This is a genomic window from Streptomyces venezuelae (genome assembly GCF_008642275.1).
Lineage (GTDB): Bacteria > Actinomycetota > Actinomycetes > Streptomycetales > Streptomycetaceae > Streptomyces > Streptomyces venezuelae_E.
The window spans coordinates 5,349,101-5,373,774 of record NZ_CP029189.1 but is presented as its reverse complement, the minus strand read 5'-3'; the positions used below and the strand labels follow the sequence as shown (position 1 = coordinate 5,373,774).

The window sequence follows — 24,674 nt, the reverse complement described above, 5'->3', positions numbered from 1 at the left end:
GCGGGGAGCATGCCTTGCCGATCGTCAGGACTTGCTGTCCCGGTGGATCATCCCCATGACCATGGGGATCACGACGCGTAGAACGACCCCCACAGCATCCGGGTCACGTGCGCATGAGTGCCGCCCCGCCCTTTCACCGTTTCCCGGGGCTCCGCCCCAACCCCGCGCCTCAAACGACGGCGGGGCCGGAAGAGCCGGCCCCGCCGTCGTTGCCGGCTACGCCAGGGCGGCAGCCAACCGGCCGGCCAGGGCCGTCGCCTCCGCCGGGTCGAGGGGTTTGCCCTCGGGGGTGGTCACGTACAGCGTGTCCACCGCGTTCGCGCCCAGGGTGGAGACGTGCGCGCTGCGGACCCGGACGCCGCGGGACTCCAGGGCCCGGCCGATGCAGTGCAGCAGACCCACCGCGTCCGGCGCGCGCACCTCCAGGACCGTGGCCAGCGAGGACACCTCCGGGACCACCGTGACCCGGGGCGGCGGCGGGACCACCCCGCGCCGCCGCGGATAGGCCGCCTCGCGGTCGGCCAGCCTGGCCGGGACGTCCAGCGAGCCGTCCAGGGCGCGGACCAGGTCGGTGCGGAGCCGGGCCGCCTCCGGCAGCGCGCCGTACTCCGCCGCCACCCGCCAGCGCAGTACCAGGACCTCGCCGAGGCGGTCCGGGAGCTCCATGGAGCGCAGGTCGGCCGCCCGTACGGTGAGCCGGTGCAGGGCCAGGACCCCGGCCACCGCCGGGAGGACCCCCGGCTGGTCGGGGACGGCGACGACGAGGTCCACGCCGACCGCGTCGTCCTCCTGGCGGGCCTGGAGCGCCAGGACCGGCTCCCCGGTGCGCAGGGCCTCCACGGCCAGGCGTTCCTGTTCGGTGGTCGGGATCTCCGGTTCCCCGGCCACCGGGGCCGTGCCGCGCAGTACGGCGGCGACCCGCGCGACGAGGTCCGCCACGAGCGATCCCCGCCATGCGCTCCACGCCGCCGGACCGGTGGCCCGGGCGTCCGCCTCGGTCAGGGCGTGCAGTATCTCCAGCGTGCCCACCGACCCGACGGCGTCGGCGACCGTGCGGACGGTGGCCGGGTCGTCCAGGTCGCGCCGGGTCGCGGTGTCGATCAGCAGCAGGTGGTGCCGTACGAGCGTCCCGAGCACGGCGACGTCCCGGGCGTCGAATCCCACCCGTGCGGCGACGTCCCGGGCGATGGTCTCGCCGGCCACCGAGTGGTCCCCCGGCCAGCCCTTGCCGATGTCGTGCAGGAGCGCGGCCATCAGCAGCAGGTCGGGGCGGCCCACCCGGCGGGTGAGGGCGGAGGCCCGCACCGCCGTCTCGATCAGGTGCCGGTCGACCGTCCAGGTGTGGACGGGGTTGCGCTGGGGGCGGCAGCGCACCCGCTCCCAGTCCGGGAGCAGCCGGGTGATCAGGCCCTCGGCCTCCAGGGCCTCCCACACGGCCACCGTCGGCTCCCCCGCCCCCAGCAGGGTCAGCAGCTGTTCACGGGCCTCGGCCGGCCAGGGCACCGGGAGCGGCTTGCCCTGCGCCGCGAGTCTGCGTACGGCGTGCAGGGAGACCGGCAGTCCCGCCTGCGCGGCGGCCGCGGCGAACCGCAGGGCGAGTACGGGATCACGGTCGGGGCGCGCGGCCAGGGCCAGTACGGCCTCGCCGTCGGACTCCACCACGCCTTCGGCCAGGGGCGCCCGCGGCGGCACCCGGTCGCCCCGGCCGCCCAGCAGTCCGCGGAGCCTGGGCCGGGCGGCACGGGCCCGCAGGACGCGCCCGACCTCCCGCCAGGTCACGTCGCCGGCGTAGGCGACGACGCGCGCGGCCTCGTAGACCTCGCGCAGCAGCGCGTCCGCGTCGAGGAGTCCGAGCCGGGCCGCGACCTGGTCCTGTTCCTGGAGGGAGAGCCGGTCGGTGGCCCGGCCGGTGACCAGGTGCAGGGCGTCCCGGGCGTCCAGGAGCCGCCGCCGGGCCTGGCTGAGGCCCTCGCGCGGGGCGTCGGCCAGCCAGGACGCGGCGACCGCCCGCAGGGCGGTGGCGTCGCGCAGGCCCCCGCGGGCCTCCTTGAGGTCGGGTTCGAGCAGGAAGCGCAGTTCACCGGCCCGCTCGGCCCGCTCACGGCACAGGGTGTGCAGCTCCGGGAGCCTTCTGGCCGCCTGGTTGCGCCAGTCGGCAAGTACGGCGGTCCGCAGGCCGGCCAGGAGTCCGGCGTCACCGGCGACGGTGCGGGCGTCCAGCAGGCCGAGGTGCGCCTTCAGGTCCTCGGCGGCCGTCTTGCGGGCCTCGCCGGGGGTGCGTACCGAGTGGTCGAGGGCGAGCCCGAGGTCCCACACCGGGTACCAGAGCCGGTCGGCCAGCGCGCCCAGAGCCCGCGGATCGGCCTTGCCGTCGTACAGCAGCACCAGGTCGAGGTCGCTGCGCGGGGAGAGTTCGGCGCGCCCGTAGCCGCCGACGGCGACCAGCGTGGCAGCGCGGACACCCGTCTCCCGTACGGCGGTGGTGAACAGCGCGTTCAGCCATGTGTCGGTCAGCCCGGCCAGGGCGGAACGGCGCGAAGGCCCGGACCGCGACTCCTCCTGGAGGAGTCGCAGCCGGGCCTCGGCGTAGCCGCCGGGTCCCGAGTCGGCCGTGTGGTCCGTGTTCTCTTCGACGCTCGTCACCCGGCAGCTCCCGTCACCTAGAGCGCGTCGGCGCCGCGCTCGCCGGTGCGGACCCGTACGACCGAGTCCACGGGGACGCTCCACACCTTGCCGTCACCGATCTTCCCGGTGGCCGCCGCGCTCACGATCACCCGGATCAGTTCCTCGGCGTCGGAGTCGTCGACCAGTACCTCGATGCGGATCTTGGGGACGAGGTCGACCTGGTACTCGGCACCGCGGTAGACCTCGGTGTGGCCGCGCTGGCGGCCGTAGCCGCTGGCCTCGGTGACGGTGAGTCCCTGCACTCCGAAGGCCTGGAGGGCTTCCTTGATCTCGTCCAGCTTGTGGGGCTTGACGATCGCGGTGATCAGCTTCATGCGTCAACCTTCTTGCTCACGGAGGGGGCGGGGGAAGCGGTGCTCCGCGAGGCGGCGCCGCCGCCGGCTCCGCTGAAGTCGTAGGCCGTCTCGGCGTGCTCGACCTGGTCGATACCGGCGACCTCGTCGTCCTCGGACACCCGCATCCCGATCGTCTTGTCGAGGAGGAAGGCGAGGAGCGCCGATGCCACCAGAGAGTAGGCGAGGACGGCGAACACTCCGATGGCCTGCTTGCCGAGCTGTTCCAGACCACCGCCGTAGAAGAGGCCGGCCACGTCGGACTGGACCCCGCCGGTGGCGAAGAGGCCGACGAGCAGGGAGCCGACCACACCGCCGACGAGGTGGACGCCGATCACGTCGAGGGAGTCGTCGTAGCCGAACTTGTACTTGAGGCCGACCGCCATGGCGCAGAGCAGACCGGCGATGGCGCCGACGGCGATCGCGCCGAGCGGGCTGACGGCACCGCCTGCGGGGGTGATGGCGACCAGGCCGGCGACCGCGCCGGAGGCGGCGCCCAGGGTGGTGAAGGAGCCGTGGCGCAGCTTCTCGTAGGCGAGCCAGGCGAGCATGGCGGCGGCAGTGGCGACCTGGGTGTTGACGAACATGACCGCGCCGACGCCGTCGTCGTTGCCGAGCCAGGAGCCCGCGTTGAAGCCGAACCAGCCGAACCACAGGAGACCGGCGCCGAGCATCACGAGGGGGAGGCTGTGCGGGCGCATCGGGTCCTTCTTGAAGCCGACGCGCTTGCCGATGACCAGGATCACGCCGAGGGCGGCGGCGCCGGCGTTGATGTGGACGGCGGTGCCGCCCGCGAAGTCGATGACGCCGAGCTCGAAGAGCCAGCCGCCGGCGCCCCAGACCCAGTGGGCGACGGGGAAGTAGACGACGGTGACCCACAGGGCGGTGAACAGGACCCAGGCGCCGAACTTCACGCGGTCGGCCAGCGCACCGCTGATCAGGGCCGGGGTGATGACGGCGAACATCAGCTGGAAGACGGCGAAGACGTAGACCGGGATGGTGTAGCCGTCCCACAGCTCGGTGATGCCGATGCCGCTGAGGCCGACGTAGTCGGAGTTCCAGCCGATGAGGGAGCCGGAGTCGGTGCCGAAGGCGAGGCTGAAGCCGTAGAGGACCCACAGGATCGTGACGATCCCGAGGCTGATGAAGCTCATCATCAGCATGTTGAGGCTGCTCTTGACGCGGACCATGCCTCCGTAGAAGAAGGCGAGTCCCGGGGTCATCAGCATGACCAGGGCGGAGCAGATGAGCATGAACCCGGTGTTCGCGGCAGACAGCGTCGGGGCGTCTGCCGCGAGGGTCGTGATGGCTGATGCCATCGGCGTCTCCTCGTCGTCGGTACGTTCGCGTGCGGGCGATCGTGAAAACCTGAGCGGCGTAAAAGGGGGTGTCCGGCCGGGCTGGGGAGGCTGGCCGGTTAATGACCCCGAGATTCGCGCAGGCCGGTTTCCGGCGGCGCCGCCCGATGTTTCGCGGCCGTGACGAAGAGGTCTGTGCTGTTACGCAGCGATGAACACGGCACCCGTCAATTGAGCAACCACGACGACGAGCAACCCCCTCCGCGAGAGCGGCGCCGTTTCAGGCGCAAAGGGGGGACCGGCCGCGGCAGTACCCGGATGTCCTGGCTGGGGGAGCCTGATCGGGCTTCACGGGGTGACTGCCGCGGCCGGGGTCGGGGACGGCCGCGTGGGCCGTCAGACGGCCTCCGCGGCTTCGGGGAGCCGGGAGGCGAGGTGGTCGGTGAGCCGGACCACCTCGGCGACGTCGCCGTATTCACGGGCGGCGGTGTCGACGGTCTTGCGCAGGCGGGTGTTCACCCGTTCGGACCGCACCTTTCCCGCCACGTCCAGGGCACGGTCGACGAGGGCCACGGCCTGCTCGGGCTCGCGCTGGAGCAGGTGCACGGTGGCCATGCCGATGAGGTTGAGGGCGTAGGAGCGCTGGTGCTCCTCGTCCTTCTCGAAGAGCTCGACGGCCCGTTCCATGACGGGCTCGGCGAGGGAGGCGTACATGGGGCTGCGCCCGGCCACGTAGGCCAGGTCCCGGTACGAGTGGGAGTTCTCGCCGTTCAGCTCGGCCTCGGAGAAGAAGCGGATCCAGTCGGGTTCGGGCTCGCCCCCGAAGCCGACGTCGGAGAAGGTGTCCTCGGCCATCCGCACGGCGCGCTTGCAGCGGCTGGGCTGGCCCATGTTGGCGTAGGCGCGGGCCTCCATCGCATACAGCATGGCCTGGGTGCGCGGGCCGGCGCAGTCGCGGCTGCCGTACTGCGCGAGGTGGATGAGTTCCAGGGCGTCCTCGGGGCGGCCCAGGTGGATCATCTGACGGCTCATGTTGGAGAGGATGTACGAACCGAGCGGCTTGTCCCCGGCTTCCTTCGCGGCGTGCAGCGCCAGCACGAAGTACTTCTGCGCGGTGGGGTGGAGGCCGATGTCGTAGCTCATCCAGCCGGCGAGTTCGGCCAGTTCGGCGGCGACCTTGAAGAGCCGCTTCATGACCGGCGCCGGGTGGCTCTCCTGGAGCAGGTCGGTGACCTCGTGGAGCTGGCCCACGACGGCCTTGCGGCGCAGTCCGCCGCCGCACTGGGCGTCCCACTGGCGGAACATGACGGTCGTGGCGTCGAGGAGGTCGAGTTCCGGTTCGGAGAGCCGGGGCGGGCGGTGGCCGCCGAGGGCCCCCGTCGGCCCCGCCCCTCGCGGTCCCGGGTCGGCGGCCGGTACCGGGACGAGCCAGCGCTGCATGGGCTCGATGAGGGCGGGGCCGGCGGAGAGGGCGAGCGAGGTCCCGAGGAAGCCCCGGCGCGCCAGCATCAGGTCGCTGCGGGAGAACTCGCCGAGCAGTTCGACGGTCTGCGGGCCGGCCCAGGGCAGGTCGACCCCGGAGACGGAGGGGGTCTGGTGGGCGGTGCGCAGGCCGAGCTGCTCGATGGCGACGACGGAGCCGAAGCGCTCGGAGAACAGTTCGGACAGGATGCGCGGGACGGGTTCGCGGGGCTGTTCACCGTCGAGCCAGCGGCGCACCCGGGAGGTGTCCGTGCTGATGTGGTGGGCACCCATCTGGCGCGCCCGGCGGTTGACCTGCCGGGCGAGTTCGCCCTTGGACCAGCCGCTGCGGACGAACCACGAGGTCAGCTGGTCATTGCGCGCAGCAGCATCCTCGATCGTTCCGCTTGCGCCGTTGCCGCTCACTGGAACGCCCCCATCCGCTCAGCATCTTCCACACGAAACCCTGGCCGGGGCGACGGGCGCCACCATGGACCTTCACAGGTCCTTCACGTATTGCCTCCGGCATACCCACGGATGGGCCGCCTTCGGTTTCGTGTACCGAAAGTAATCCTACGATCACCCCTGCCGCGAGGTCGATTCCAGAAACGCCACCATTCGCCACCCCTTCGAATGAACTAGCCACCCGCCAGGCGCGATTCACTTGACACCGAGGTGAAAGCGGATCGGTTGGACTGGAGTGCGTTCGGGGCGCGCGCGGCGGGACGTGCGCCGGGCGGCGTGGCGGGGCACCCCGCGGCGGGGCCGCCGGCGGAGGTCCCGCCGAGGTCGTCGCACCGGCTCCGTAACCACCGGCACGTCCGACCCGTTGGAGGGGGCATGGGCATGGGCTTCACGATCGGCGGCAGCCGCAGCACCAAGGAGTTCCGCTCCGGCACCCGGCGCCGCGGCCGGACCTCGGAGTGCACGGCGGTGGCGGAGTACACCGGACTGTGGGGCTGGGACGTGGTCCCCGGCGCCCGCGCCGCGGCGCCCGCCCGCGACTGCTCCTGCGGGGTCGCGGCCTGCCGCGAACCCGGGGCGCATCCCCTGGCCTTCGCGCCCACGGTCCCGGCCGGTGCCACCCTGGACGAGGTCACCGAGGCCTGGAGCGAGTACCCGGGCGCCGCCGTACTGCTCCCCGTGGGCCGCGCCTTCGACGTCATCGAGGTCTCCGAGGAGGCCGGGCGGCGCGCCCTGGTGCGGCTGGAGCGGATGGGCCTGCCGCTCGGGCCGGTCGTCGTCACCGCCGACGGCCGGGCCCAGTTCTTCGTGGCCCCGGGGGCTGCGGCCGAACTGCCGCAGCTGCTGTACCGGATGGGCTGGGACGACGCCGACCTCGACCTGCGGGCCCTCGGTCACGGCGCCTTCGTGACGGCCCCGCCCTCCGACCGCGCCGGGCTCGGCCACGTCGGCTGGCTGCGGCCGCCCACGCTCGACTCCGCGGGCGGTCCGCCGCAGGCCAGGCTGCTGCTGGGGACCCTCGCGTACATCTGCCACCGCCTGCGCCGGTAGCGCCGCTCCTGGCCCGCACATGACGGTGCCCCCGCGTTCCGGTGGAACGCGGGGGCACCGGTGTCCGTGCGGGACCGCGGTCAGTCGCCGATCAGGGCGTCCACGAACGCCTCCGGCTCGAAGGGGGCCAGGTCGTCCGGCCCCTCACCGAGGCCGATGAGCTTGACCGGTACGCCCAGCTCACGCTGGACGGCGACGACGATGCCGCCCTTGGCGGTGCCGTCGAGCTTGGTCAGCACGATGCCGGTGATGTCCACGACCTCGGCGAAGACACGGGCCTGGGTCAGACCGTTCTGCCCGGTGGTGGCGTCCAGGACCAGCAGGATCTCGTCCAGCGGGCCGTGCTTCTCCACGACGCGCTTGACCTTGCCCAGCTCGTCCATCAGACCGGTCTTGGTGTGCAGGCGGCCCGCGGTGTCGATGAGCACCACGTCGGCGCCCTCGGCGATGCCCTCCTTGACCGCGTCGTAGGCGATCGAGGCCGGGTCGCCGCCCTCGGGGCCGCGCACGGTACGGGCGCCGACGCGCTCGCCCCAGGTCTGGAGCTGGTCGGCGGCCGCGGCGCGGAAGGTGTCGGCCGCGCCGAGCACCACGCTGCGGCCGTCGGCGACGAGCACCCGGGCCAGCTTGCCGGTCGTGGTGGTCTTGCCGGTGCCGTTGACACCGACGACCATGATCACGCCGGGGGTGTCCTCGCCGCTCTCCGTCTTCACGGCGCGGTCGAAGTCGGTGCCGACCAGGGTCAGCAGCTCCTCCTTGAGCAGGGCGCGCAGGTCCGCCGGGGTCCGGGTGCCGAGCACCTTGACCCGCTCGCGGAGCCGGTCCACGAGCTCCTGGGTCGGCACCACACCGACGTCGGCGACGAGGAGGGTCTCCTCGATCTCCTCCCAGGTGTCCTCGTCGAGGTGCTCCCTGGAAAGCAGCGTGAGCAGCCCCTTGCCGAGGGAGTTCTGCGACCGGGCCAGGCGGGCGCGCAGCCGGACCAGGCGCCCGGCGGTGGGTTCGGGAACCTCGATCTCGGGCGCGGCCGGGGCCGCGGGCACGGGTTCGGCTGCCGGCGCCGGGGCGGGAGCCTCGGCCTCCGGGAGCCCGACCTCCTCGATCGTGCGGCGCGGCTCTTCCGCCGTCTCTACGGCGTCCTCCCCCACCTGCGGTTCGGCAGGCGGGGCAGTGATGGTCGGCGTGCTCGGCGGTGCCGGCGGCGGCAGCTGCTTCTTCTTGCGGCTGCTGACCACGAGCCCGCTGATCACACCGACCGCGACCAGGGCGATGACTACAGCAAGGATGAGGATGTCCATAACCCCACCAGTATCGGCCACGGCCGCCCGGGAGCCGGGAACCCGGGCACGCGGACCAGGACGTAAGCCTCCGATTGTGGTTTTAGCGGTCAATCCATGATGATGGACGACTTCCCCTCATAACCTCCCCAACGGAGCCATCGCATGCCTGCCGAGCCCGCCGACGGTGCAGCCGAAACCGCGATCGAGACCCGCGGCCTGGAACCCGTCCCGGACGGCGAGCGCACCGGCCGGGTCCGCGAGCTCGTACCCACCTGGGTCGCCGCCAACATCAGCGTGCTGCTGCTGACCATGGGCGCGGGTCTGGTGATCTTCAACAAGCTCAACATCTGGCAGGTGCTCGTCGTCGCGGTCGCCGCGCCCGTCGTCTCGTACGGGATCGTCGGCCTGATATCCATCGCGGGCAAGCGCGGCGGCGCCCCCGGCATGGCCCTCTCGCGGGCGGTGTTCGGGCAGCGGGGCAACCTGTTCCCGGGTGCCCTGATCTGGGTGGCCCGCTGGGGCTGGGAGACGATCAACGCGGTCAGCGGCGCCTACGCCGTACTGACCGTGCTCGACCTGCTGTTCGGGGTCCGCAGCAGCACCCCGCTCATCGTCGTCACCCTGCTGTTCTTCGTGGGCTGCACCTTCGTGGTCTCGGGTCTGGGCATCAACGCGCTGCGCGTCTGCTCCACGTGGTCGACGTACTTCTTCGGCGCCTTCAGCGTCCTCGTCCTCGGATACCTGGTGTTCACCACCGACTGGTCCGCCGTCTTCGGCAAGCCGGCCGGCTCCAGCGCGATGATGATCGCGGGGATCGGCACGATCGCGGCCGGCGGGATCAGCTGGGTCCCCTCGGGCCCCGACTTCACCCGCTACCTGCCGCGCACCGCCTCCTCCAAGGCCATGGTCGGCGCGACGATCGGCGGCGCCGGCGTGGTCGTGCTCCCGATGGTCCTGATGGGCGCGGTCATGGCCGTCGGCACCCCGGACCTGGCCACGGCCCAGGACCCGGTGTCGTTCATCGGCGAGCTGCTCCCGACCTGGATCGCGGTCCCGTACCTGCTCATCGCCCTCGTGGGCATGCTGCTGATCAACTCGATGTCGATGTACTCGGCCGGGTTCACCGCGCAGACCCTCGGGATCAAGGTCCCGCGCGCCGCGGCCGTCAGCGTCAACGCGGCCATCAGCCTGGTCTTCGGTTTCCTGCTGATGGTGGTCGCCACCAGCTTCTTCGGCTCGTTCATCTCCTTCCTGACGCTGCTGGCCGTGGCCTTCTCCGCCTGGATCGGCGTCTTCGGCGTGGACATGCTGCGCCGCACGTCCTACGACGGCCCCGCGCTGCTGGACACCACGCGGACCAGCGCCTACTGGTACAAGGGCGGCTTCGCCTGGCAGGCGATGACCGCGTGGGCCCTCGCCCTGCTGGTGGGGCTGCTGTTCACCGAGGTCGACTGGTTCGCCGGACCGTTCGCGGGCACCTGGATCGGCCGCAACGGCCTGGGCTGGGTGGCGGGCATCGTCACCTCGGGCGTGCTGTACGCCGTGCTGCCGCGGACGGCGCCGGCGGGGTCGCCGGCGGAGCCGGCCGCCGCGGACCCGGAGCGCGAGCCCGCCGGATCCCTGTCCAACTGACGTCACGTCAGCTAACGTCCCCCTTCGCCTGCCCACCCACCTCCGGCGAAGGGGGACTTCTCCATGCCCATCACCGTGGCCCGGTTCAATCTCGTCGACCCGAACGGCACCCCCGAGTCCCTCTCCGCCCGGTACAAGGCGGCGCTGGAGATGGCCCGGTACGCGGACGACCGCGGGATCGACACCGTCCAGACCGAGGAGCACCACGGCACCGGCAACAACTGGCTGCCCTCCCCGTTCGCCTTCGCGGGCGCGGTCTTCGGCGCGACCCGGCGGATCGCCGTCACCGTCTCGGCGATCATCGGCCCGCTGTACGACCCGCTGAAGGTCGCCGAGGACATCGCCGTCCTCGACCTGCTGAGCGGTGGCCGGCTGGTGACGGTCGCGGGCATCGGCTACCGGCCCGAGGAGTACGAGCAGCACGGCGTGGAGTGGGGCCGGCGCGGCAGGCTGCAGGACGAGCTGCTGGAGACCCTGCTGAAGGCGTGGACCGGCGAGCCCTTCGAGTTCCGCGGCCGCACGGTCCGGGTCACCCCGACGCCGTTCACCCGGCCACACCCCCTGCTGCTGGTCGGCGGCAGCTCCGAGGCCGCGGCCCGCCGGGCCGCCCGGCTGGGGCTCCCCTTCTTCCCGAGCGCGCACCTGCCGGAGCTGGAGGCCTACTACACCGCGCGGCTGGCGGAGTACGGCACGGAGGGCTTCTGCATGATGCCGGCGGCCGAGACCCCGCTGCTGCACGTCGCGGAGGACCCGGACCGGGCCTGGGACCTGTACGGGGAGCACTTCCTGCACGAGGCGGGCATGTACGCGTCCTGGCAGTCCAAGGACATCCGCAGCGCCGTACGGTCGGCCGCGCGCTCGGTGGCGGAGCTGCGCGCGGAGGGCGTGTACCGGATCCTCACCCCGGACGAGGCGGTCGCGTACGGCCGGGCCGCGGGCGAGGCGGGGAACCTGGTCCTGCACCCGCTGTGCGGCGGGATGCCGCTGGACGAGGGCTGGCGCAGCCTGCACCTGCTCTGCGAACAGGTACTGCCCCGGCTCAAGGACTGAGCCGGGGCAGTATCGAGGAGAAGGGGTGGTGGCGGGGGTGGTTACCCCATCTCCTCCAGCGCCTTGCCCTTGGTCTCCGGCACCCATTTGAGGATGAAGGGGATCGAGAGCAGGGCGAAGAACGTGTAGATCATGTAGGCACCCGAGAGGTTCCAGTCGGACAGCGACGGGAACGTGACGGTGATGACCCAGTTGGCGATCCACTGGGCCGAGGCGGCCACGCCGAGGGCGGCGGCGCGGATGCGGCCGGGGAACATCTCACCCAGCAGCACCCAGACCACCACGCCCCAGGAGAGGGCGAAGAAGAGGACGAAGAGGTTCGCCGCGACCAGGGCGGTGATGCCCTGGGCGTGCGGCAGCGTGATGTCGTCGCCGGTTCCGGTCTTGTACGAGAACGCCCAGGCCGCCGTGCCCAGCGACAGCGCCATGCCCACGGAACCGATGAGGGCGAGCGGCTTGCGGCCGAGCCGGTCCACGAAGATCATCGCGATGACCGTACCGATGATGTTCACGACCGAGGTCTCGAAGGAGTACAGGAACGAGGAGCTCGCGTCGATCCCGACCGACTGCCACAGCGAGGAGCTGTAGTAGAAGATCACGTTGATGCCGACCAGCTGCTGGAAGACCGAGAGGCCGATGCCGATCCAGACGATGGGCAGGAAGCCGAAGCGGCCGCCGAGCAGGTCCTTGAAGGTGGACTTCACCTCGGAGCGCATCGAGTGGTCGATCTCGCGGATGCGGGCGTCGGCGTCGATGCCGGAGCCCTCCACCTCGCGCAGGACCTCCTTGGCCTTGTCCGTGCGGCCGACCGAGACGAGGAAGCGCGGGGATTCCGGGATGGCGAAGGACAGCAGGCCGTAGAGCACGGCCGGGACGACCATCACGCCGAGCATCCACTGCCAGGCTTCGAGTCCGCCGATCTCACCGCGCTGGTCACCGTCGGCGAGGTTGAGGATGCCCCAGTTGACCAGCTGCGACACGGCGATGCCGATGACGATGGCCGCCTGCTGGAAGGAGGCCAGCCGGCCCCGGTAGGCGGGCGGGGAGACCTCGGCGATGTAGGCGGGGCCGATGACGGAAGCCATGCCGATGCCGAAGCCGCCGATGACGCGCCACATGGCGAGGTCCCAGAGGGCGAACGGCAGGGCCGAGCCGATGGCGCTCGCGGTGAACAGGATCGAGGCGATCTGCATGCAGCGGATTCGGCCGATCCGGTCGGCGAGGCGGCCCGCGGTGGCGGCACCGATGGCGCAGCCGATCAGCGCGGCGGCGATCACCTGGGCGAGCGCCGCCGAGCCGACGTCGAAGCGGTCGCGGATGGCCTCGACCGCGCCGTTGATGACCGAGCTGTCGTAGCCGAAGAGGAAACCGCCCATGGCAGCGGCCGCGGTGATGAAGATGACGTGACCGAGGTGGTCGGGCTGGGCCGGGTTTCCACCGCCTGACGCGGGTGCGTTCGCTGTGCTGGTCAAGGTGCGCTCCTGGGCCCGGCGGCGACGGCGGGCTGTGTGGGGGATTCGTCGTTGCGCGTGTTCCTCTAGTGGCGCACAGCAAACTGCGCACCACCACCTGAACGTCAACACGCCAGAGCAGAGCCTATGACTTCACTTTCTGAAGTCAAGACCTGATGAGTGAGCCATCGCTCGACGCGTCGGCGCCCTTTGCCTTCAATATCTGAATGATGCGGCCTACCGGAGGCGCTGGCTGATCACTTTGGAGACCCCGTCGCCCTGCATCGAGACGCCGTAGAGCGCGTCCGCGACCTCCATCGTCCGCTTCTGGTGCGTGATGACGATCAGCTGCGAGCTCTCCTGGAGCTCCTCCATGATCCGGATCAGCCGCTGCAGATTGGTGTCGTCGAGCGCGGCCTCGACCTCGTCCATCACGTAGAACGGGCTGGGGCGCGCCTTGAAGATGGACACCAGCAGCGCCACGGCGGTCAGCGAGCGCTCGCCGCCGGAGAGCAGCGACAGCCGCTTGACCTTCTTGCCCGGCGGACGGGCCTCCACGTCGACGCCGGTGGTCAGCATGTTGTCCGGGTCGGTGAGAATCAGCCGGCCCTCGCCGCCGGGGAACAGGCGCGAGAACACCCCCTCGAACTCCCGGGCCGTATCGCGGTAGGCCTCGGTGAAGACCTGCTCGACCCGCCGGTCGACCTCCTTCACGACTTGAAGGAGATCGGCCCTCGTCTTGCGGAGATCCTCCAGCTGCTCGCTGAGGAACTGGTGGCGCTCCTCCAGCGCCGCGAACTCCTCCAGTGCGAGCGGGTTGACCTTGCCGAGCTGCTGGTAGGCGCGTTCGGCCGCCTTCAGCCGCTTCTCCTGCTGCGCCCGGACGAAGGGGCCGGGACGGTTGCGCGGGTCCTGCGGGTCCTCCGGCAGCACCTCGCCCTCGGCGGCCGGGGACGGGGGCACCGGCTGGTCGGGGCCGTACTCGGCGACCAGCCCGGCGGCGGCCATGCCGAACTCCTCCAGCGCCTTGGCCTCCAGCGCCTCGACGCGCAGCCGCTGCTCGGCCCCGAGCACCTCGCCGCGGTGGACCGAATCGGTGAGCTTGTCCAGCTCCCCCTTCAGCTCCCGGCCGCGGTCGCGCGCCTCGCCGAGCTCCCGCTCGGCGAGGCCCTTCGCCCGTTCGGCGGCCACCCGCTCCTCGTCGGCCCTGCCGAGGGACACCTCCACATGCGCGAGGAGCTGGCGGGAGCCGTCGGCCACCGCCCGGGCCACCTCCGCCTCGTGACGCAGCCGGGCCCGGCGCCGTTCGGCGCGCATCCGGGCCTCACGCTCCGCGCGGGCCGCGCGATCGAGTGAATCCGCCCGGCCGGCCAGCCCCTTGACCCGTTCCTCAAGGGTCCTCGACTGCAGCCGCGCCTCCATCTCGGTCTGCCGGGCGTTGGCCCCGTCGGCCGCGAGCCGGTCCCGCCGGGATCCGTCCGGCTCCTCGTCCACCGGCATCTCCTCGGCGGTCGCGAGGCGCTCCGCGCACTCCTCCACCTCGGACAGCGCCTGCTCCAGGGCCTCCTGGGCCCGGGCCGCGGCGGCGGCGCTGCGTTCGGCCTCGCCGGCCGCGCCCTTCGCCTGTCCGGCCAGCCGCCCGAGCTGCTGGGCGACCCCGGCCCGGGCCTGTTCCGCGGCGCGGCGCCGCTCGGCGAGCTCCTCGACCAGGGCGGCCGCGGCCTGGTGGCGTTCCTGGGCGGCCGCCCGGGCACCGGCGAGCTCCTCGCACCGCGTGCTCAGCCGGGCCAGCTCGCCGGCGGCCTCGTCGACGGCCGCCTGCACCTCGATCAGGCTGGGCGCGCCGGCGGAGCCACCGTGCGCGAGGTGCGCCCCGAGCACGTCCCCGTCGAGGGTCACGGCGACCGCGTCGGGCCGCTCGGCGACCAGCGCCTCGGCCTCGTCCAGGGTCCCGACCACGACGTGGTCCCGCAGCACCCACGCCACGGCCCGCCGCACCTCGGCGTCCCCGGCCACGAGTGCCGCGGCGGGCAGGGGCGGGCCCGCCCCGTCCACGGCCGTGGCGTGCCGGGCGGGCACGCCGGCCGGAACACCCGCTCCTTCGACCCGTCCCGCGGCATCCGCGTCCGGCTCCGACGCCGGGCCTCTGCCCGGCCGGCCCCCGGCGGCGGCGAGCGCGATCCCGGAGTCCTGTCCGGGCACGCCGGCGGGCGCGGCCCGGCCCGGGAGGGCTCCGTCCGGTTCGGCCGCTGACGCGAGCACCTCACCCCGGCCGGTCCGGCCCCCGTGCTCCTGGGCGGCCCCGGTCCCGGCTCCCGAGCCCTGCCCCGGCACGCCGGCCGGGGCGGCCACATCCGCGTCCGCGTCCCCCTCCGGGGAGGCAGCGGCCGGTCCCGGGGGCTGCGCCGGAAGGGTGTACGGGCCGTCCGGGTCCGAGGCCTGGCCCGGGAGGGCGGGTGCCGTCGGGGTGATCAGCAGGGTGGCGCGGCCCGCGTCCGCCTCACGGAGGTGGCGGATCGCCTCGGCCGCCGCCCCCGGGGAGGCCACCGCCAGGGCGTCCGCGGCCGAGCCCAGTGCGGCCGCCACGGCGGCCTCGTACCCGGGGGCCACCGTCAGCCGCTGCGCCGCCGGTCCCAGGAGCCCGGCCAGCCGCTCCCGCGCCGCGAGCAGTGCCCCCGTACCGTCCTTGCGGCGCAGCCCCAGTGCCAGTGCGTCCCGGCGCGCTGAGACGGCCGCCCGGGAGCGTTCCGCCCCGGACAGCTCCTCCCGGGCGGCGGAGAGTTCCGCCTCCGCCCGCGCCAGCCGTTCCCGCGCGCTCTCGTGGTCCGTGCCGGCCGAGGGGTCGTCGAGGCCGCCGACCTCCTCCGCCAGCGCCTCGTACTCCTCCTGCGCGGCGGCGGCCCGGGACTGTGCCCCGTCCCGTGCCGCGACGAGCCGGTCGATCTCGGCCTGCGCCGCCCCCGCGCGGGAACGGGCCGCGCCGAGCCTCCCGGTCAGCCGGGCCAGCCCCTCGCGCCGGTCGGCGATGGCCCGCGCGGCGTCCCGCAGCCGGCGTTCCTCCTCGGCCAGCGCCCGCTCCAGCTCCGCCCGGTGCTCGGCCGTGTCCTCCAGTGCCCGCGAGGCCGCCTCCAGAGCCGCCGTCAGTTCCGCCTCCTGCTCACGGATCCGCGCGGCCTCCCGCTCCGTCTCCTGCGGATCGCGGCCCCTGCGCTCGTCCTCGGCCGGAGCCGAGGCGCTCTTGACCCGGGCCTCCGCCAGGGAGGCGGTCCCCCGGACGCGTTCGGCGAGCTGCGACAGCTCGTACCAGGTCTGCTGGGCCCGCTGGAGCCGCGGCGTGAGCTCCCGTACCGCCTCCTCCAGCTCCGCCTCGCGCCGCACGGCGCCCGCGAGCTGGGCCTCGGCGGCCTCCTTGCGCTCCTTGAGCGCCGCCTCGTCCGCGATCTCCGCGTCGAGGGCGCGCCGCAGGACGACCAGGTCGTCGGCGAGCAGCCGCAGCCGCGCGTCGCGCAGGTCCGCCTGGATCACGGCCGCCCGGCGGGCGACCGCCGCCTGCCGCCCCAGGGGCTTGAGCTGGCGCCGCAGCTCGTCCCCGAGGTCCTGGACGCGTGCGAGGTTGGCCTGCATCGCGTCCAGCTTCCGCAGCGCCTTCTCCTTGCGCTTGCGGTGCTTGAGCACGCCGGCCGCCTCCTCGATGAAGGCGCGGCGGCCCATGGGATCGGCGTGCAGTACGGAGTCCAGCTGGCCCTGCCCCACGATGACGTGCATCTCGCGGCCGATGCCGGAGTCGGAGAGCAGGTCCTGGATGTCGAGCAGGCGGCAGGTGTCACCGTTGATCTGGTACTCGCTGCTGCCGCCGCGGAACATGATCCGGGTGATGGTGACTTCGGCGTAGTCGATGGGGAGCGCGCCGTCGGAGTTGTCGATCGTCAGGGACACCTCCGCCCGGCCGAGTGGCGGCCGCCCGGTGGTCCCGGCGAAGATGACGTCTTCCATCTTCCCGCCGCGCAGGGACTTGGCCCCTTGTTCGCCCATGACCCAGGACAGTGCGTCCACCACGTTGGACTTGCCGGAGCCGTTCGGGCCCACGACACAGGTGATTCCGGGCTCGAAGCGCAAGGTGGTGGCGGACGCGAAGGATTTGAAGCCACGCAGGGTCAGGGACTTGAGGTGCACGCCGCCGGACTCTACCTTTCGCGTTCGGTTTCACCCATGAAGGTGCTGGGCACAACTGACGCCAACGGGATCAGGCCCCCCACCTGGCCCTGTGGTCGGTCCGTGGCACGGCGGTCGGGGGGAGGGGCCGGCGAGGACGGCGAGGAAAGAAAGAAGGGACGCCGGAGCGTCCCTTGCAGATCATGCGGGGCTGGAATCGAGCGACGAGTGAAGCGCGGGTCAGGTGAGCGCAGGCTCCGCCTGGGGTACGTCGATGTCGATGCTGCCGAGCAGCGAGTCTCCGTCGTGCTGAGCGGCGGCCGCGTTCAGCGCGTCATTTTCGGACTGAATCCGTACGAGCTCGGACTCAAGGTCCTGGACGCGCTGCTGAAGCCGTCGCATCTCGGCGAGGAGTCGCGGGTCGGAACCGCCGACGTAACCGAGAAGCGCCTTTGCCATGATGGATGGTCCTCCACACTGAGTGACCGACCGAAGCGGTGTGGGTCGTGAGGGAATCGCACCCGCGGATGTCCGGCAGCGACTGACAATCACTGCGCTTGCTACTGCCAACACTGCCAAACAGCTCAGGTGCGCGGGGCTTCCAGCGTCTCACCAAAAAGTTTGACGGTCAACACGATCACGCCCCGTATCGGCGGGCACCCCGGTCCCCGCAAGGGCTGTGGAGATCATCCTCATCTTCGAGCCTTCCACGGATCGCCCCCGTCGGCAACGCGTCGACGACGAAGGCGCAGTTCCGACCGGGTGCGGACGACCGGAGATGTGATGAGTGCATGATCAGTCGATCGGTCACCGCATCCCGAAACCGTCGTAGCCACCGCGCGGTGTGCCCCAGATCTCTGTCACTCCGTCGACCCGGCCGGGCGTGTCGGAAGAGCGCAGCCAGTCGAGCAGCCGGTGGCAATTCTCACGTTGACCTTCGGCGACCACCTGCACTCGCCCGTCGTCGAGGTTGAGCGCGAAGCCGACGACCCCTCCGATCTCCAGTGCGTTCTCCCTGGTGAACCAGCGGAAGCCCACTCCCTGCACACGACCGCGCACCCAGGCGATCAGACGGACGTCTTCGTTCATGCGTGAACGCTAACCGGGCGGGCACTTTCGGGACACATCGCCCCCAGGCCCCATGGCGTACAGTCGCGCACCAATGAACTCACCCATTTGGGTGGGTAAGGGATGATCTTGACCCGGCAAGGAAGGCACGCTCCGATGGGCCGTCACCGACTCCCCGCCCCGCCGCACGGCGGCGGCAAGCGCGGCACCGCCCTGCGCACCGGCCTGCTGGGCGTCTCGGTGGCCGTCGCCCTCGGCACCGCGGCCGTCACCACCGGCATGGTGCCGGTCGGCGGCTCCTTCCCCTATGTGGGCGTCAGCGGTACGGACGCCCCCACCACGGAGGCCGGGGCCGGGGCCTCGACCGGCCCGGGCACCGCGCTCCAGCAGCAGAACGGCCTCGCGAACCTGTCCGGCCGCGCCTCCGCGGGCACCGGGGCGGGCAGCGCGTCCCCGAAGGCCCCGGCTCCGGCCTCCCCGTCGGCGTCCGCCTCCCCGAGCGGCTCCGCCGGCGTCTCGCCCTCGGCGTCGGCCCCGCCGAGCTCCTCCCCCTCCCCGTCGGCCACGCCGACCCCGGCCGCCAAGACCCCGGCCGCGAAGACGCCGTCCACCGAGGCTCCGACCCCGGAGTCCTCACGCACCACCGCGGCCGCACCGGTCACGCCGACCGCCCCGGCCCCCGCCACGACCCGGGCTCCGGCCCCGGCACCCTCGAAGTCGGCCACGCCCGCACCCCGCCCGCCCCTGGACGGGCACTCCGCCGAGGAGGCGGCCGTCGTCGACCTCGTGAACCAGGAGCGCGCGCTGGCCGGGTGCGGACCGGTCCGGGCCAATCCGCCGCTCGCGACGCTGGCCGGGGCCTTCAGCCTGGACATGGCCACCCGCGGCTTCTTCGGCCACGAGGACCCCGAGGGCAACAGCCCCTGGGACCGCGCCGCCAAGGCCGGCATCTCGGGCCTCGGCGGCGAGAACATAGCCCGCGGGCAGGGTGACGCCGAGGCCGTGATGAAGGCCTGGATGAACAGCCCGGACCACAAGGCGAACATCCTGAACTGCGAGTTCCGCACCCTGGGCGTGGGCGTCCACGTCGCGGCCGGCGGCCCCTGGTGGACCCAGGACTTCGGCTTCTGAGACGGGGCCCGTGAGGGCTCAGACCGCGGCGGCGGCCAGGGCCGCACGGCCCGCGATGACGATGCGGGTCTGCTCGGTGACACGGCGGCCGAGGTGCTCGGCGGTCGCGATGTCGGCCTTGTGGACCGCGTCCGCACCCTCGTCGGAGTTGGACTGGGCGGCGGCGCCGGCGAAGAAGCCGAGACGGTTGAGGTCGTTCTCGGAGGCGGTGCTGGAGTTCCAGCCCGGCTTCAGACCCAGGTTGATCCAGCTCATGCCGTGCTGCGCGGCCAGGATCTGGAAGAACTGCAGGGTGTGCAGCTTGTCGCCGCTCTTGGACGCGGAGTTCGTGAAGCCGGCGGCCACCTTGTCCTGCCAGGCGTCGCCGAACCAGCGCTTCGAGGAAGCCTCGGCGAAGACGTGGAAGGCGCCGGAGGCGGTGCCCATGTACGTCGGGGAGCCGAAGACGATCGCGTCGGAGGCGTCGAGCAGCTCCCACTGCGCGTCGTCGATCTCGTCGACCTTGATCAGGTGCACGGTGGCTCCGGCGTCCACGGCGCCGCTGCGGACGGCCTCGGCGACGACGGCGGTGTGGCCGTAGCCGGAGTGGTAGGCGATCGAGACGACGGGGGTGTGCGTGTTTGCGGACAAGGCTGATCTCTCCCTCGGGAACACTCTCGTCGCGGCACGGGGCGTGGTGCGACGAGAGAAAGAGAACCACTAACTTTTAGAAAGCGCAACCCTCGGGTTAGCGCTGCCCGGAGGTACGCTGGTCCGCATGGAGACCCCTGCCTGTACCGACGCCACCGGAACGGAACAACCGTTCGACGTCTTCGCGCGCGCCTGCCCGTCCCGGGAAACCCTCGAACACGTCACCGGCCGCTGGGGCAGCCTCACCGTGGGCGCCCTGCGCGAAGGACCGTGCCGCTTCAACGAGCTGCGCCGCCGGGTGGAGGGCGTGAGCGAGAAGATGCTCTCGCAGACCCTGCACGCGCTGGAGCGCGACGGCATAGTCAACCGCGAGGCGCAGCCCACGAACCCGCCCCGCGTCGACTACGAACTGACCCCGCTCGGCGTCGAGGTCGCGGACCGGCTGCTCGCGCTCATCCACTGCCTGGAGGGGAACATGCCGACCGTACTCGGTGCCCGGCAGTCCTACGACGCCACGCGCGGCGGCCTCTGACACCGCGGGCAGAAGTAGCTCGACCGGTTCATCCACGGCCGCCGCCGTATCGGCGTACCGCAGCGCCGGCAGGGTTCGTCCTCGCGGCCGTAGGCGTCGAGCGCACGGTCGAAGTAGCCCGACTCCCCGTTCACGTTGACGTACAGGCTGTCGAAGCTGGTGCCGCCGACCGCGAGGGCGGCGTTCATGACGTCCCGGGCATGGCCGAGGAGCTCCGCGCTCCGCGGGCGCGTGAGGCCCGCCGTGGGGCGCTCGTAGTGCAGCCTGGCGCGCCACAGCGCCTCGTCCGCGTAGATGTTGCCGACCCCGCTGATCAGGGACTGGTCCAGGAGCGCCCGCTTGACGGTGGTCCGCTTGGCGCGCAGCGCGAGGTGGTAGGCGCCCTCGTCGAACAGCGGGTCCAGGGGATCGCGCGCGATGTGCGCGATCACGTCGGGCAGTCCTTCGGTGCTGCCGGCGGCGACCTCGTGCAGCGAGAGACCGCCGAAGGTCCGCTGGTCCACGAAGCGCAGCTCCGTCCCGGCGTCGTCGGCGAAGCGCACGCGGATCCGCAGGTGCTTCTCGTCGGGGGCGCCCGTGGGCTGCACGAGCAGCTGCCCGCTCATCCCGAGGTGCCCCAGCACGGACAGGTCCCTGCCCTCCAGCGGCAGCCACAGGTACTTCCCGCGCCGCTGCGGCACCCCGACGGTCTCCCCGCGCAGCCGTGCCGCGAAGTCGGCACCGCCCCCCGGATGGCGCCGGACGGCCCGCGGATGCAGGACCTCGACGGCCTCGACGGTCCGTCCGGCCACCCAGCGCTCCAGTCCCCGCCGCACGACTTCGACTTCGGGCAACTCGGGCACGGGGCACCTCCGGTGGGAGTGGATCTGACGCTCCCGGCGAGCGTACCGGCCGCCCGGAAACGCAGCCGCCCGCCCCTGCGTCGCAGGGGCGGGCGGGTACATCCCGAAGGAAGGGTCAGGCTTCCGGCGCCGGGTCGGCGGGCGTCGCCACCGCGCCGTTCCCGGTCCCGGCCGAAGCCGGAACCCCGGCGGTGGCGGCAGCCGCCGCGGTCCGCTCGTCCGCGGCGGCACGGATCCCGCGCCAGGCGGATTCCGCAGCCTGCTGTTCCGCTTCCTTCTTGCTGCGGCCGGTGCCGGTGCCGTACGAGACACCACCGACGCGAGCGGCAGCAGTGAAGGTCTTCTCGTGGTCCGGACCGGTCTCGGAGACCAGGTACTCGGGCACGCCAAGGCCTTCGGCCGCCGTGAGTTCCTGGAGACTGGTCTTCCAGTCCAGGCCGGCCCCGAGGTTCGAGGACTTCTCGATGAGCGGGTCGAAGAGCCGGTGGACCAGCTCCGAGGCCGCGTCGAGGCCCTGATCGAGGTAGACCGCGCCGATCACCGCTTCCAGGGTGTCGGCGAGGATGGAGGCCTTGTCCCGGCCTCCCGTGCCCTCTTCGCCCCGGCCGAGCCGGATGAAGGAGCCGAGTTCGAGGCCGCGTCCGACCTCCGCCAGTGCGCGCGAGTTGACCACCGCGGCCCGAAGCTTGGCCAGCTGGCCTTCGGGGAGATCCGGGTGGGTCGTGTACAGCGTGTCCGTGACCACCAGGCCCAGCACGGAGTCCCCGAGGAACTCCAGGCGTTCGTTGGTGGGCAGACCGCCGTTCTCGTACGCGTACGAGCGGTGGGTCAGCGCACGCACCAGAAGGGCGGACTCGAGTTGATACCCGAGCCGCCCTTCCAGAAGCGTGTGGGACGAGGCCGCGTTGTTACTGTCTGCCTGCTTCTCAGCGTTGGACAGCTCAGACATTGCGCCTCTCACCAGCCGCTCAGACCTCGAGGACCTGGCGCTTGTTGTAGGTGCCGCAGCTCGGGCACGCAATGTGCTGGAGCTTCGGCTCCTGGCAACGCTCGCACGAAACCAGGGTGGGGACCGCAGCCTTCCACTGCGACCGGCGGTGGCGCGTGTTGCTGCGCGACATCTTCCGCTTCGGAACAGCCACGGCTACTTCTCCTGCTTCTCGGCGGCGCCCTGAACTCCGTCAGAGGCAGTGCCGCTCATGTTGTCCTTCTCGCCGTCCTGATCGGTCACGACGAGTCCTTGCAATGCCGCCCAACGGATGTCGACGGCGTCATGGTGGTGGTCCGGGTCGTCGTTCAGGCTGAGCCCGCAATCGGGGCACAGTCCGAGACAGTCCTCCCGGCACACCGGCTGCATCGGCAGTGCGAGCACCACCGCATCACGCAGCACGGGTTCGAGGTCGAACAAACCGTCCTCGAGGAAGAGCGTGTCCTCGTCGTCCTCGGCGTCGTCGGCCGGCTCCGCTTTGCTGCGGCCCCGGTCGTCGGCGTCAGGGTACGAGAACATCTCCTGGAAGTCCGCCTTGAGCTCACGCTCGACGGCCTCCAGACACCTTACGCACTCCCCCGTCGCCGATGCACGGACGGTGCCTGTGACAAGCACCCCTTCCATGACCGACTCCAGGCGGAGGCTGAGCTTCACCGGGGCGCCTTCCGGCACCCCGATCACGCCGGCGAGACCGAGGTCCGCCGGTGCGTCGATCTCGCGGGACAGCCGCTGCATGGCACCAGGACGCCGACCCAGCTCGTGCGTGTCGAACACGAGGGGGTTGCGGTGGTCGAGGCGGGTGTTCAGGGCCGTTCCTGCTTTCACAGATCGCTGAAGATCGAAGAATGCTGCTCTATTCCGCATGTACGGGCAGCACAGATGGCGGCGCATACGCGCGACCGAAGAGCCAGGATACCCGGCGCTTCGCTCTGAGCCCAATCCGGGTTCAGCGTCCCTGTTCGTACTGGCGCAGCTGATCCAGGTTGATCATGCTCGTGTCGAAGAGGCTGGTCTCGTCGAGCGAGGGCTGCTGGGCCTGCGGCTGGTACGCGGCGTAGGGGTCGGGCTGCTGGGCGTCGTAATGCCCGGCGTAGCCCGCTCCGGCGGCTCCGCCCGCGGTGGCGTACGGGTCCGGCTGCTGCTGGTAGCCCGCGTACGGGTCCGCATAGGGCGCGGCGTAGTCGGCTCCGGTGGAACCGGTGCCCGCCGCGGGGTACGCGTCCTGCTGACGGGCGGCCGGCTGCTGGTAGCCGTAGGAGTCGTACACGGGCTCCGCCTGCGCCGGGACCGGCGCCTGCGCGTGCAGCGCCTCCGGCTCCGCCAGGCCCGCCAGGAAGTCCGAGTCGCTCGCCGAACGGGACTGCTGGCCGCCCACCGCCTCCTGGGCGGCCATGTGCACACCCAGGTCGTCCGTCGGAACCCGGCCGAGGAGCTTCTGGCGGCCGCGGCCCACGGCCTCCAGGGTCTTGGAGAGCACCGCCTCGAACGTCGCCAGCTTGGTGTCGACGTAGGCGTCCGCCTGCTGCCGCTGCGTCTCGGGGTCGTGGCTGCGCTCGGGTGCGTCCATGTCGGGATAGCCGTGCTCGTCCAGACCCGGGCCGCGGCCCAGGAGCTTCTCCCGGCCCCGGTCCACCGATCCGATGGTCTTGCTCAGGACGACCTCGAAGTTCGCGAGCTTGCTGTCGACGTAGTCGTCGGCCTCGGCCCGGATCTCCTCGGCCTCCCGGCGGGCCTCCTCCAGGATCCGGTCCGCCTCGGCCTGGGAGCGCCGCGCGATCTCGGTGTCGGAGATCAGCGAACCGCGCTGGTTGTGGGCCGCGTCGATGATCCGCTCCGCCTCCCGGCGGGCCTCCTCGACCATCTGCTCGCGGCCGCCGATGAGCTCCTGGGCCTGTGCGAGCGAGCCGGGCAGTGCCTGGCGCACCTCTTCGAGCTGTTCGAGCAGCTCGGCGCGGTTGATCACGCAGGAGGCCGACATGGGCATGGACCGGGCGCCGCCGACGGCCGCGACGATCTCGTCGAGCTTCTTCTGCACGTCCATGGGGGCTCGCACTCTCTCGGCCTCGGGCGGTTCCTGAGACGGACGGGACGACTGTAAGGCCACCGGGCGGGACCCCGACACCGCCTGACGCCCTGTCAGTCGGTCAGCGGTTGCGCAGCCGCTCCAGGAGCGCCGCGTGGACGTGCTCCGGCAGCAGGTGGGCGACGTCGCCGCCCCACGTCGCGACCTCCTTGACCAGCGAGGAGGACAGGAAGCTGTAGGTGGGGATGGTCGGGACGAACAGCGTCTCGACCCCCGACAGGCCCAGGTTCATCTGGGCCATCTGAAGCTCGTAGTCGAAGTCGCTGACCGCGCGCAGGCCCTTGACGATGGCCGGGATGTCCCGCTGCTTGCAGTAGTCGACGAGCAGGCCGTGGAAGGCCTCGACCTGGATGTTGCCGTAGTCGGCCGTCGCCTCGCGGATCATCTCGACCCGCTCCTCGACGGTGAACAGGCCCTGCTTCGACTTGTTGATCATCACGGCGACGTGGACGACGTCGTACAGCCTGGAGGCGCGTCCGATGATGTCGAGGTGTCCGTTGTGGATGGGATCGAAGGACCCCGGACAGACGGCGCGGCGCAACTG

General features: G+C 72.0%; 21 protein-coding genes. 5 read left to right on the top strand and 16 right to left on the bottom strand.

What is annotated here, in order from left to right; genetic code table 11:
- Positions 1–216: 216 nt before the first annotated feature.
- The 4 genes from DEJ51_RS24110 to DEJ51_RS24095 form a co-directional block, all read right to left on the bottom strand.
- Positions 217–2,643, bottom strand: a complete 2,427-nt coding sequence (locus DEJ51_RS24110; protein WP_150259718.1) for a [protein-PII] uridylyltransferase — start codon at positions 2,641–2,643, stop codon at positions 217–219.
- 17 nt (positions 2,644–2,660) lie between these two features.
- The gene (locus DEJ51_RS24105) at positions 2,661–2,999 is read right to left on the bottom strand and encodes a P-II family nitrogen regulator (RefSeq protein WP_030009357.1); all 339 of its coding nucleotides are present in this window, start codon (positions 2,997–2,999) and stop codon (positions 2,661–2,663) included.
- On the bottom strand, positions 2,996–4,336 hold the full coding sequence (locus tag DEJ51_RS24100; protein WP_150259716.1) for an ammonium transporter: 1,341 nt from the start codon (positions 4,334–4,336) through the stop codon (positions 2,996–2,998). The genes DEJ51_RS24105 and DEJ51_RS24100 overlap by 4 nt, the downstream gene beginning before the upstream one ends.
- Before the next feature lie 375 nt (positions 4,337–4,711).
- Positions 4,712–6,202, bottom strand: coding sequence for a hypothetical protein (locus DEJ51_RS24095; RefSeq protein ID WP_190620594.1), 1,491 nt, complete (start codon positions 6,200–6,202; stop codon positions 4,712–4,714).
- 420 nt (positions 6,203–6,622) lie between these two features.
- On the opposite strand from DEJ51_RS24095, the gene DEJ51_RS24090 reads away from it, so the two are divergent.
- Entirely contained in the window at positions 6,623–7,291 is a 669-nt protein-coding gene (locus DEJ51_RS24090; protein ID WP_150259714.1) for a bifunctional DNA primase/polymerase, read from the top strand.
- Positions 7,292–7,371: 80 nt separating this feature from the next.
- On the opposite strand, the gene ftsY is transcribed toward DEJ51_RS24090, so the two are convergent.
- Positions 7,372–8,589, bottom strand: a complete 1,218-nt coding sequence (ftsY, locus tag DEJ51_RS24085; protein ID WP_150259712.1) for a signal recognition particle-docking protein FtsY — start codon at positions 8,587–8,589, stop codon at positions 7,372–7,374.
- Between the two features lie 144 nt (positions 8,590–8,733).
- On the opposite strand from ftsY, the gene DEJ51_RS24080 reads away from it, so the two are divergent.
- Together DEJ51_RS24080 and DEJ51_RS24075 are read left to right on the top strand one after the other, a co-directional pair.
- Positions 8,734–10,203 carry a purine-cytosine permease family protein gene (locus DEJ51_RS24080; RefSeq protein ID WP_150259710.1) on the top strand — a complete coding sequence of 490 codons (1,470 nt, stop codon included), beginning with the start codon at positions 8,734–8,736 and terminating at the stop codon, positions 10,201–10,203.
- Between the two features lie 63 nt (positions 10,204–10,266).
- On the top strand, positions 10,267–11,253 hold the full coding sequence (locus DEJ51_RS24075; protein ID WP_150259708.1) for an LLM class flavin-dependent oxidoreductase: 987 nt from the start codon (positions 10,267–10,269) through the stop codon (positions 11,251–11,253).
- A 41-nt stretch (positions 11,254–11,294) separates the two neighbouring features.
- On the opposite strand, the gene DEJ51_RS24070 is transcribed toward DEJ51_RS24075, so the two are convergent.
- The 4 genes from DEJ51_RS24070 to DEJ51_RS24055 form a co-directional block, all read right to left on the bottom strand.
- Complete coding sequence (locus DEJ51_RS24070; RefSeq protein ID WP_150259706.1) at positions 11,295–12,725, bottom strand: sugar porter family MFS transporter; 1,431 nt, start codon at positions 12,723–12,725, stop codon at positions 11,295–11,297.
- 216 nt (positions 12,726–12,941) lie between these two features.
- Positions 12,942–16,877 carry an AAA family ATPase gene (locus DEJ51_RS24065; RefSeq protein ID WP_150259704.1) on the bottom strand — a complete coding sequence of 1,312 codons (3,936 nt, stop codon included), beginning with the start codon at positions 16,875–16,877 and terminating at the stop codon, positions 12,942–12,944.
- Between the two features lie 219 nt (positions 16,878–17,096).
- Positions 17,097–17,315: a hypothetical protein gene (locus DEJ51_RS24060; RefSeq protein ID WP_030012524.1), complete on the bottom strand. Its 219-nt coding sequence runs from the start codon at positions 17,313–17,315 to the stop codon at positions 17,097–17,099.
- A 348-nt stretch (positions 17,316–17,663) separates the two neighbouring features.
- Positions 17,664–17,945: an acylphosphatase gene (locus DEJ51_RS24055; RefSeq protein WP_150259703.1), complete on the bottom strand. Its 282-nt coding sequence runs from the start codon at positions 17,943–17,945 to the stop codon at positions 17,664–17,666.
- 135 nt (positions 17,946–18,080) lie between these two features.
- On the opposite strand from DEJ51_RS24055, the gene DEJ51_RS24050 reads away from it, so the two are divergent.
- The gene (locus tag DEJ51_RS24050) at positions 18,081–19,055 is read left to right on the top strand and encodes a CAP domain-containing protein (protein WP_150259701.1); all 975 of its coding nucleotides are present in this window, start codon (positions 18,081–18,083) and stop codon (positions 19,053–19,055) included.
- Between the two features lie 18 nt (positions 19,056–19,073).
- On the opposite strand, the gene DEJ51_RS24045 is transcribed toward DEJ51_RS24050, so the two are convergent.
- Positions 19,074–19,685 carry a flavodoxin family protein gene (locus DEJ51_RS24045; protein WP_150259699.1) on the bottom strand — a complete coding sequence of 204 codons (612 nt, stop codon included), beginning with the start codon at positions 19,683–19,685 and terminating at the stop codon, positions 19,074–19,076.
- A gap of 127 nt (positions 19,686–19,812) precedes the next feature.
- Here DEJ51_RS24045 and DEJ51_RS24040 point away from each other — a divergent pair, with 127 nt between their 5' ends.
- Complete coding sequence (locus DEJ51_RS24040) at positions 19,813–20,217, top strand: winged helix-turn-helix transcriptional regulator (RefSeq protein ID WP_150259697.1); 405 nt, start codon at positions 19,813–19,815, stop codon at positions 20,215–20,217.
- Here the strand turns inward: DEJ51_RS24040 and mutM are convergent.
- The 6 genes from mutM to coaD all read right to left on the bottom strand — a co-directional run bounded on the left by mutM (position 20,190) and on the right by coaD (position 24,671).
- Complete coding sequence (gene mutM / locus DEJ51_RS24035; protein ID WP_150259695.1) at positions 20,190–21,059, bottom strand: bifunctional DNA-formamidopyrimidine glycosylase/DNA-(apurinic or apyrimidinic site) lyase; 870 nt, start codon at positions 21,057–21,059, stop codon at positions 20,190–20,192. The two genes, DEJ51_RS24040 and mutM, sit on opposite strands and share 28 nt — an antisense overlap.
- A gap of 115 nt (positions 21,060–21,174) precedes the next feature.
- A complete protein-coding gene (gene rnc / locus DEJ51_RS24030; RefSeq protein WP_150259693.1) occupies positions 21,175–22,008 on the bottom strand; it encodes a ribonuclease III in 834 nt (277 codons plus the stop codon).
- A gap of 19 nt (positions 22,009–22,027) precedes the next feature.
- Positions 22,028–22,201 carry a 50S ribosomal protein L32 gene (gene rpmF / locus DEJ51_RS24025; RefSeq protein WP_003965982.1) on the bottom strand — a complete coding sequence of 58 codons (174 nt, stop codon included), beginning with the start codon at positions 22,199–22,201 and terminating at the stop codon, positions 22,028–22,030.
- A gap of 2 nt (positions 22,202–22,203) precedes the next feature.
- Positions 22,204–22,911: a YceD family protein gene (locus tag DEJ51_RS24020; protein WP_150262110.1), complete on the bottom strand. Its 708-nt coding sequence runs from the start codon at positions 22,909–22,911 to the stop codon at positions 22,204–22,206.
- Positions 22,912–22,993: 82 nt separating this feature from the next.
- Entirely contained in the window at positions 22,994–24,088 is a 1,095-nt protein-coding gene (locus DEJ51_RS24015) for a cell division initiation protein (RefSeq protein ID WP_150259691.1), read from the bottom strand.
- Positions 24,089–24,191: 103 nt separating this feature from the next.
- Positions 24,192–24,671, bottom strand: a complete 480-nt coding sequence (gene coaD / locus DEJ51_RS24010) for a pantetheine-phosphate adenylyltransferase (RefSeq protein WP_190621001.1) — start codon at positions 24,669–24,671, stop codon at positions 24,192–24,194.
- Positions 24,672–24,674 lie beyond the last annotated feature (3 nt).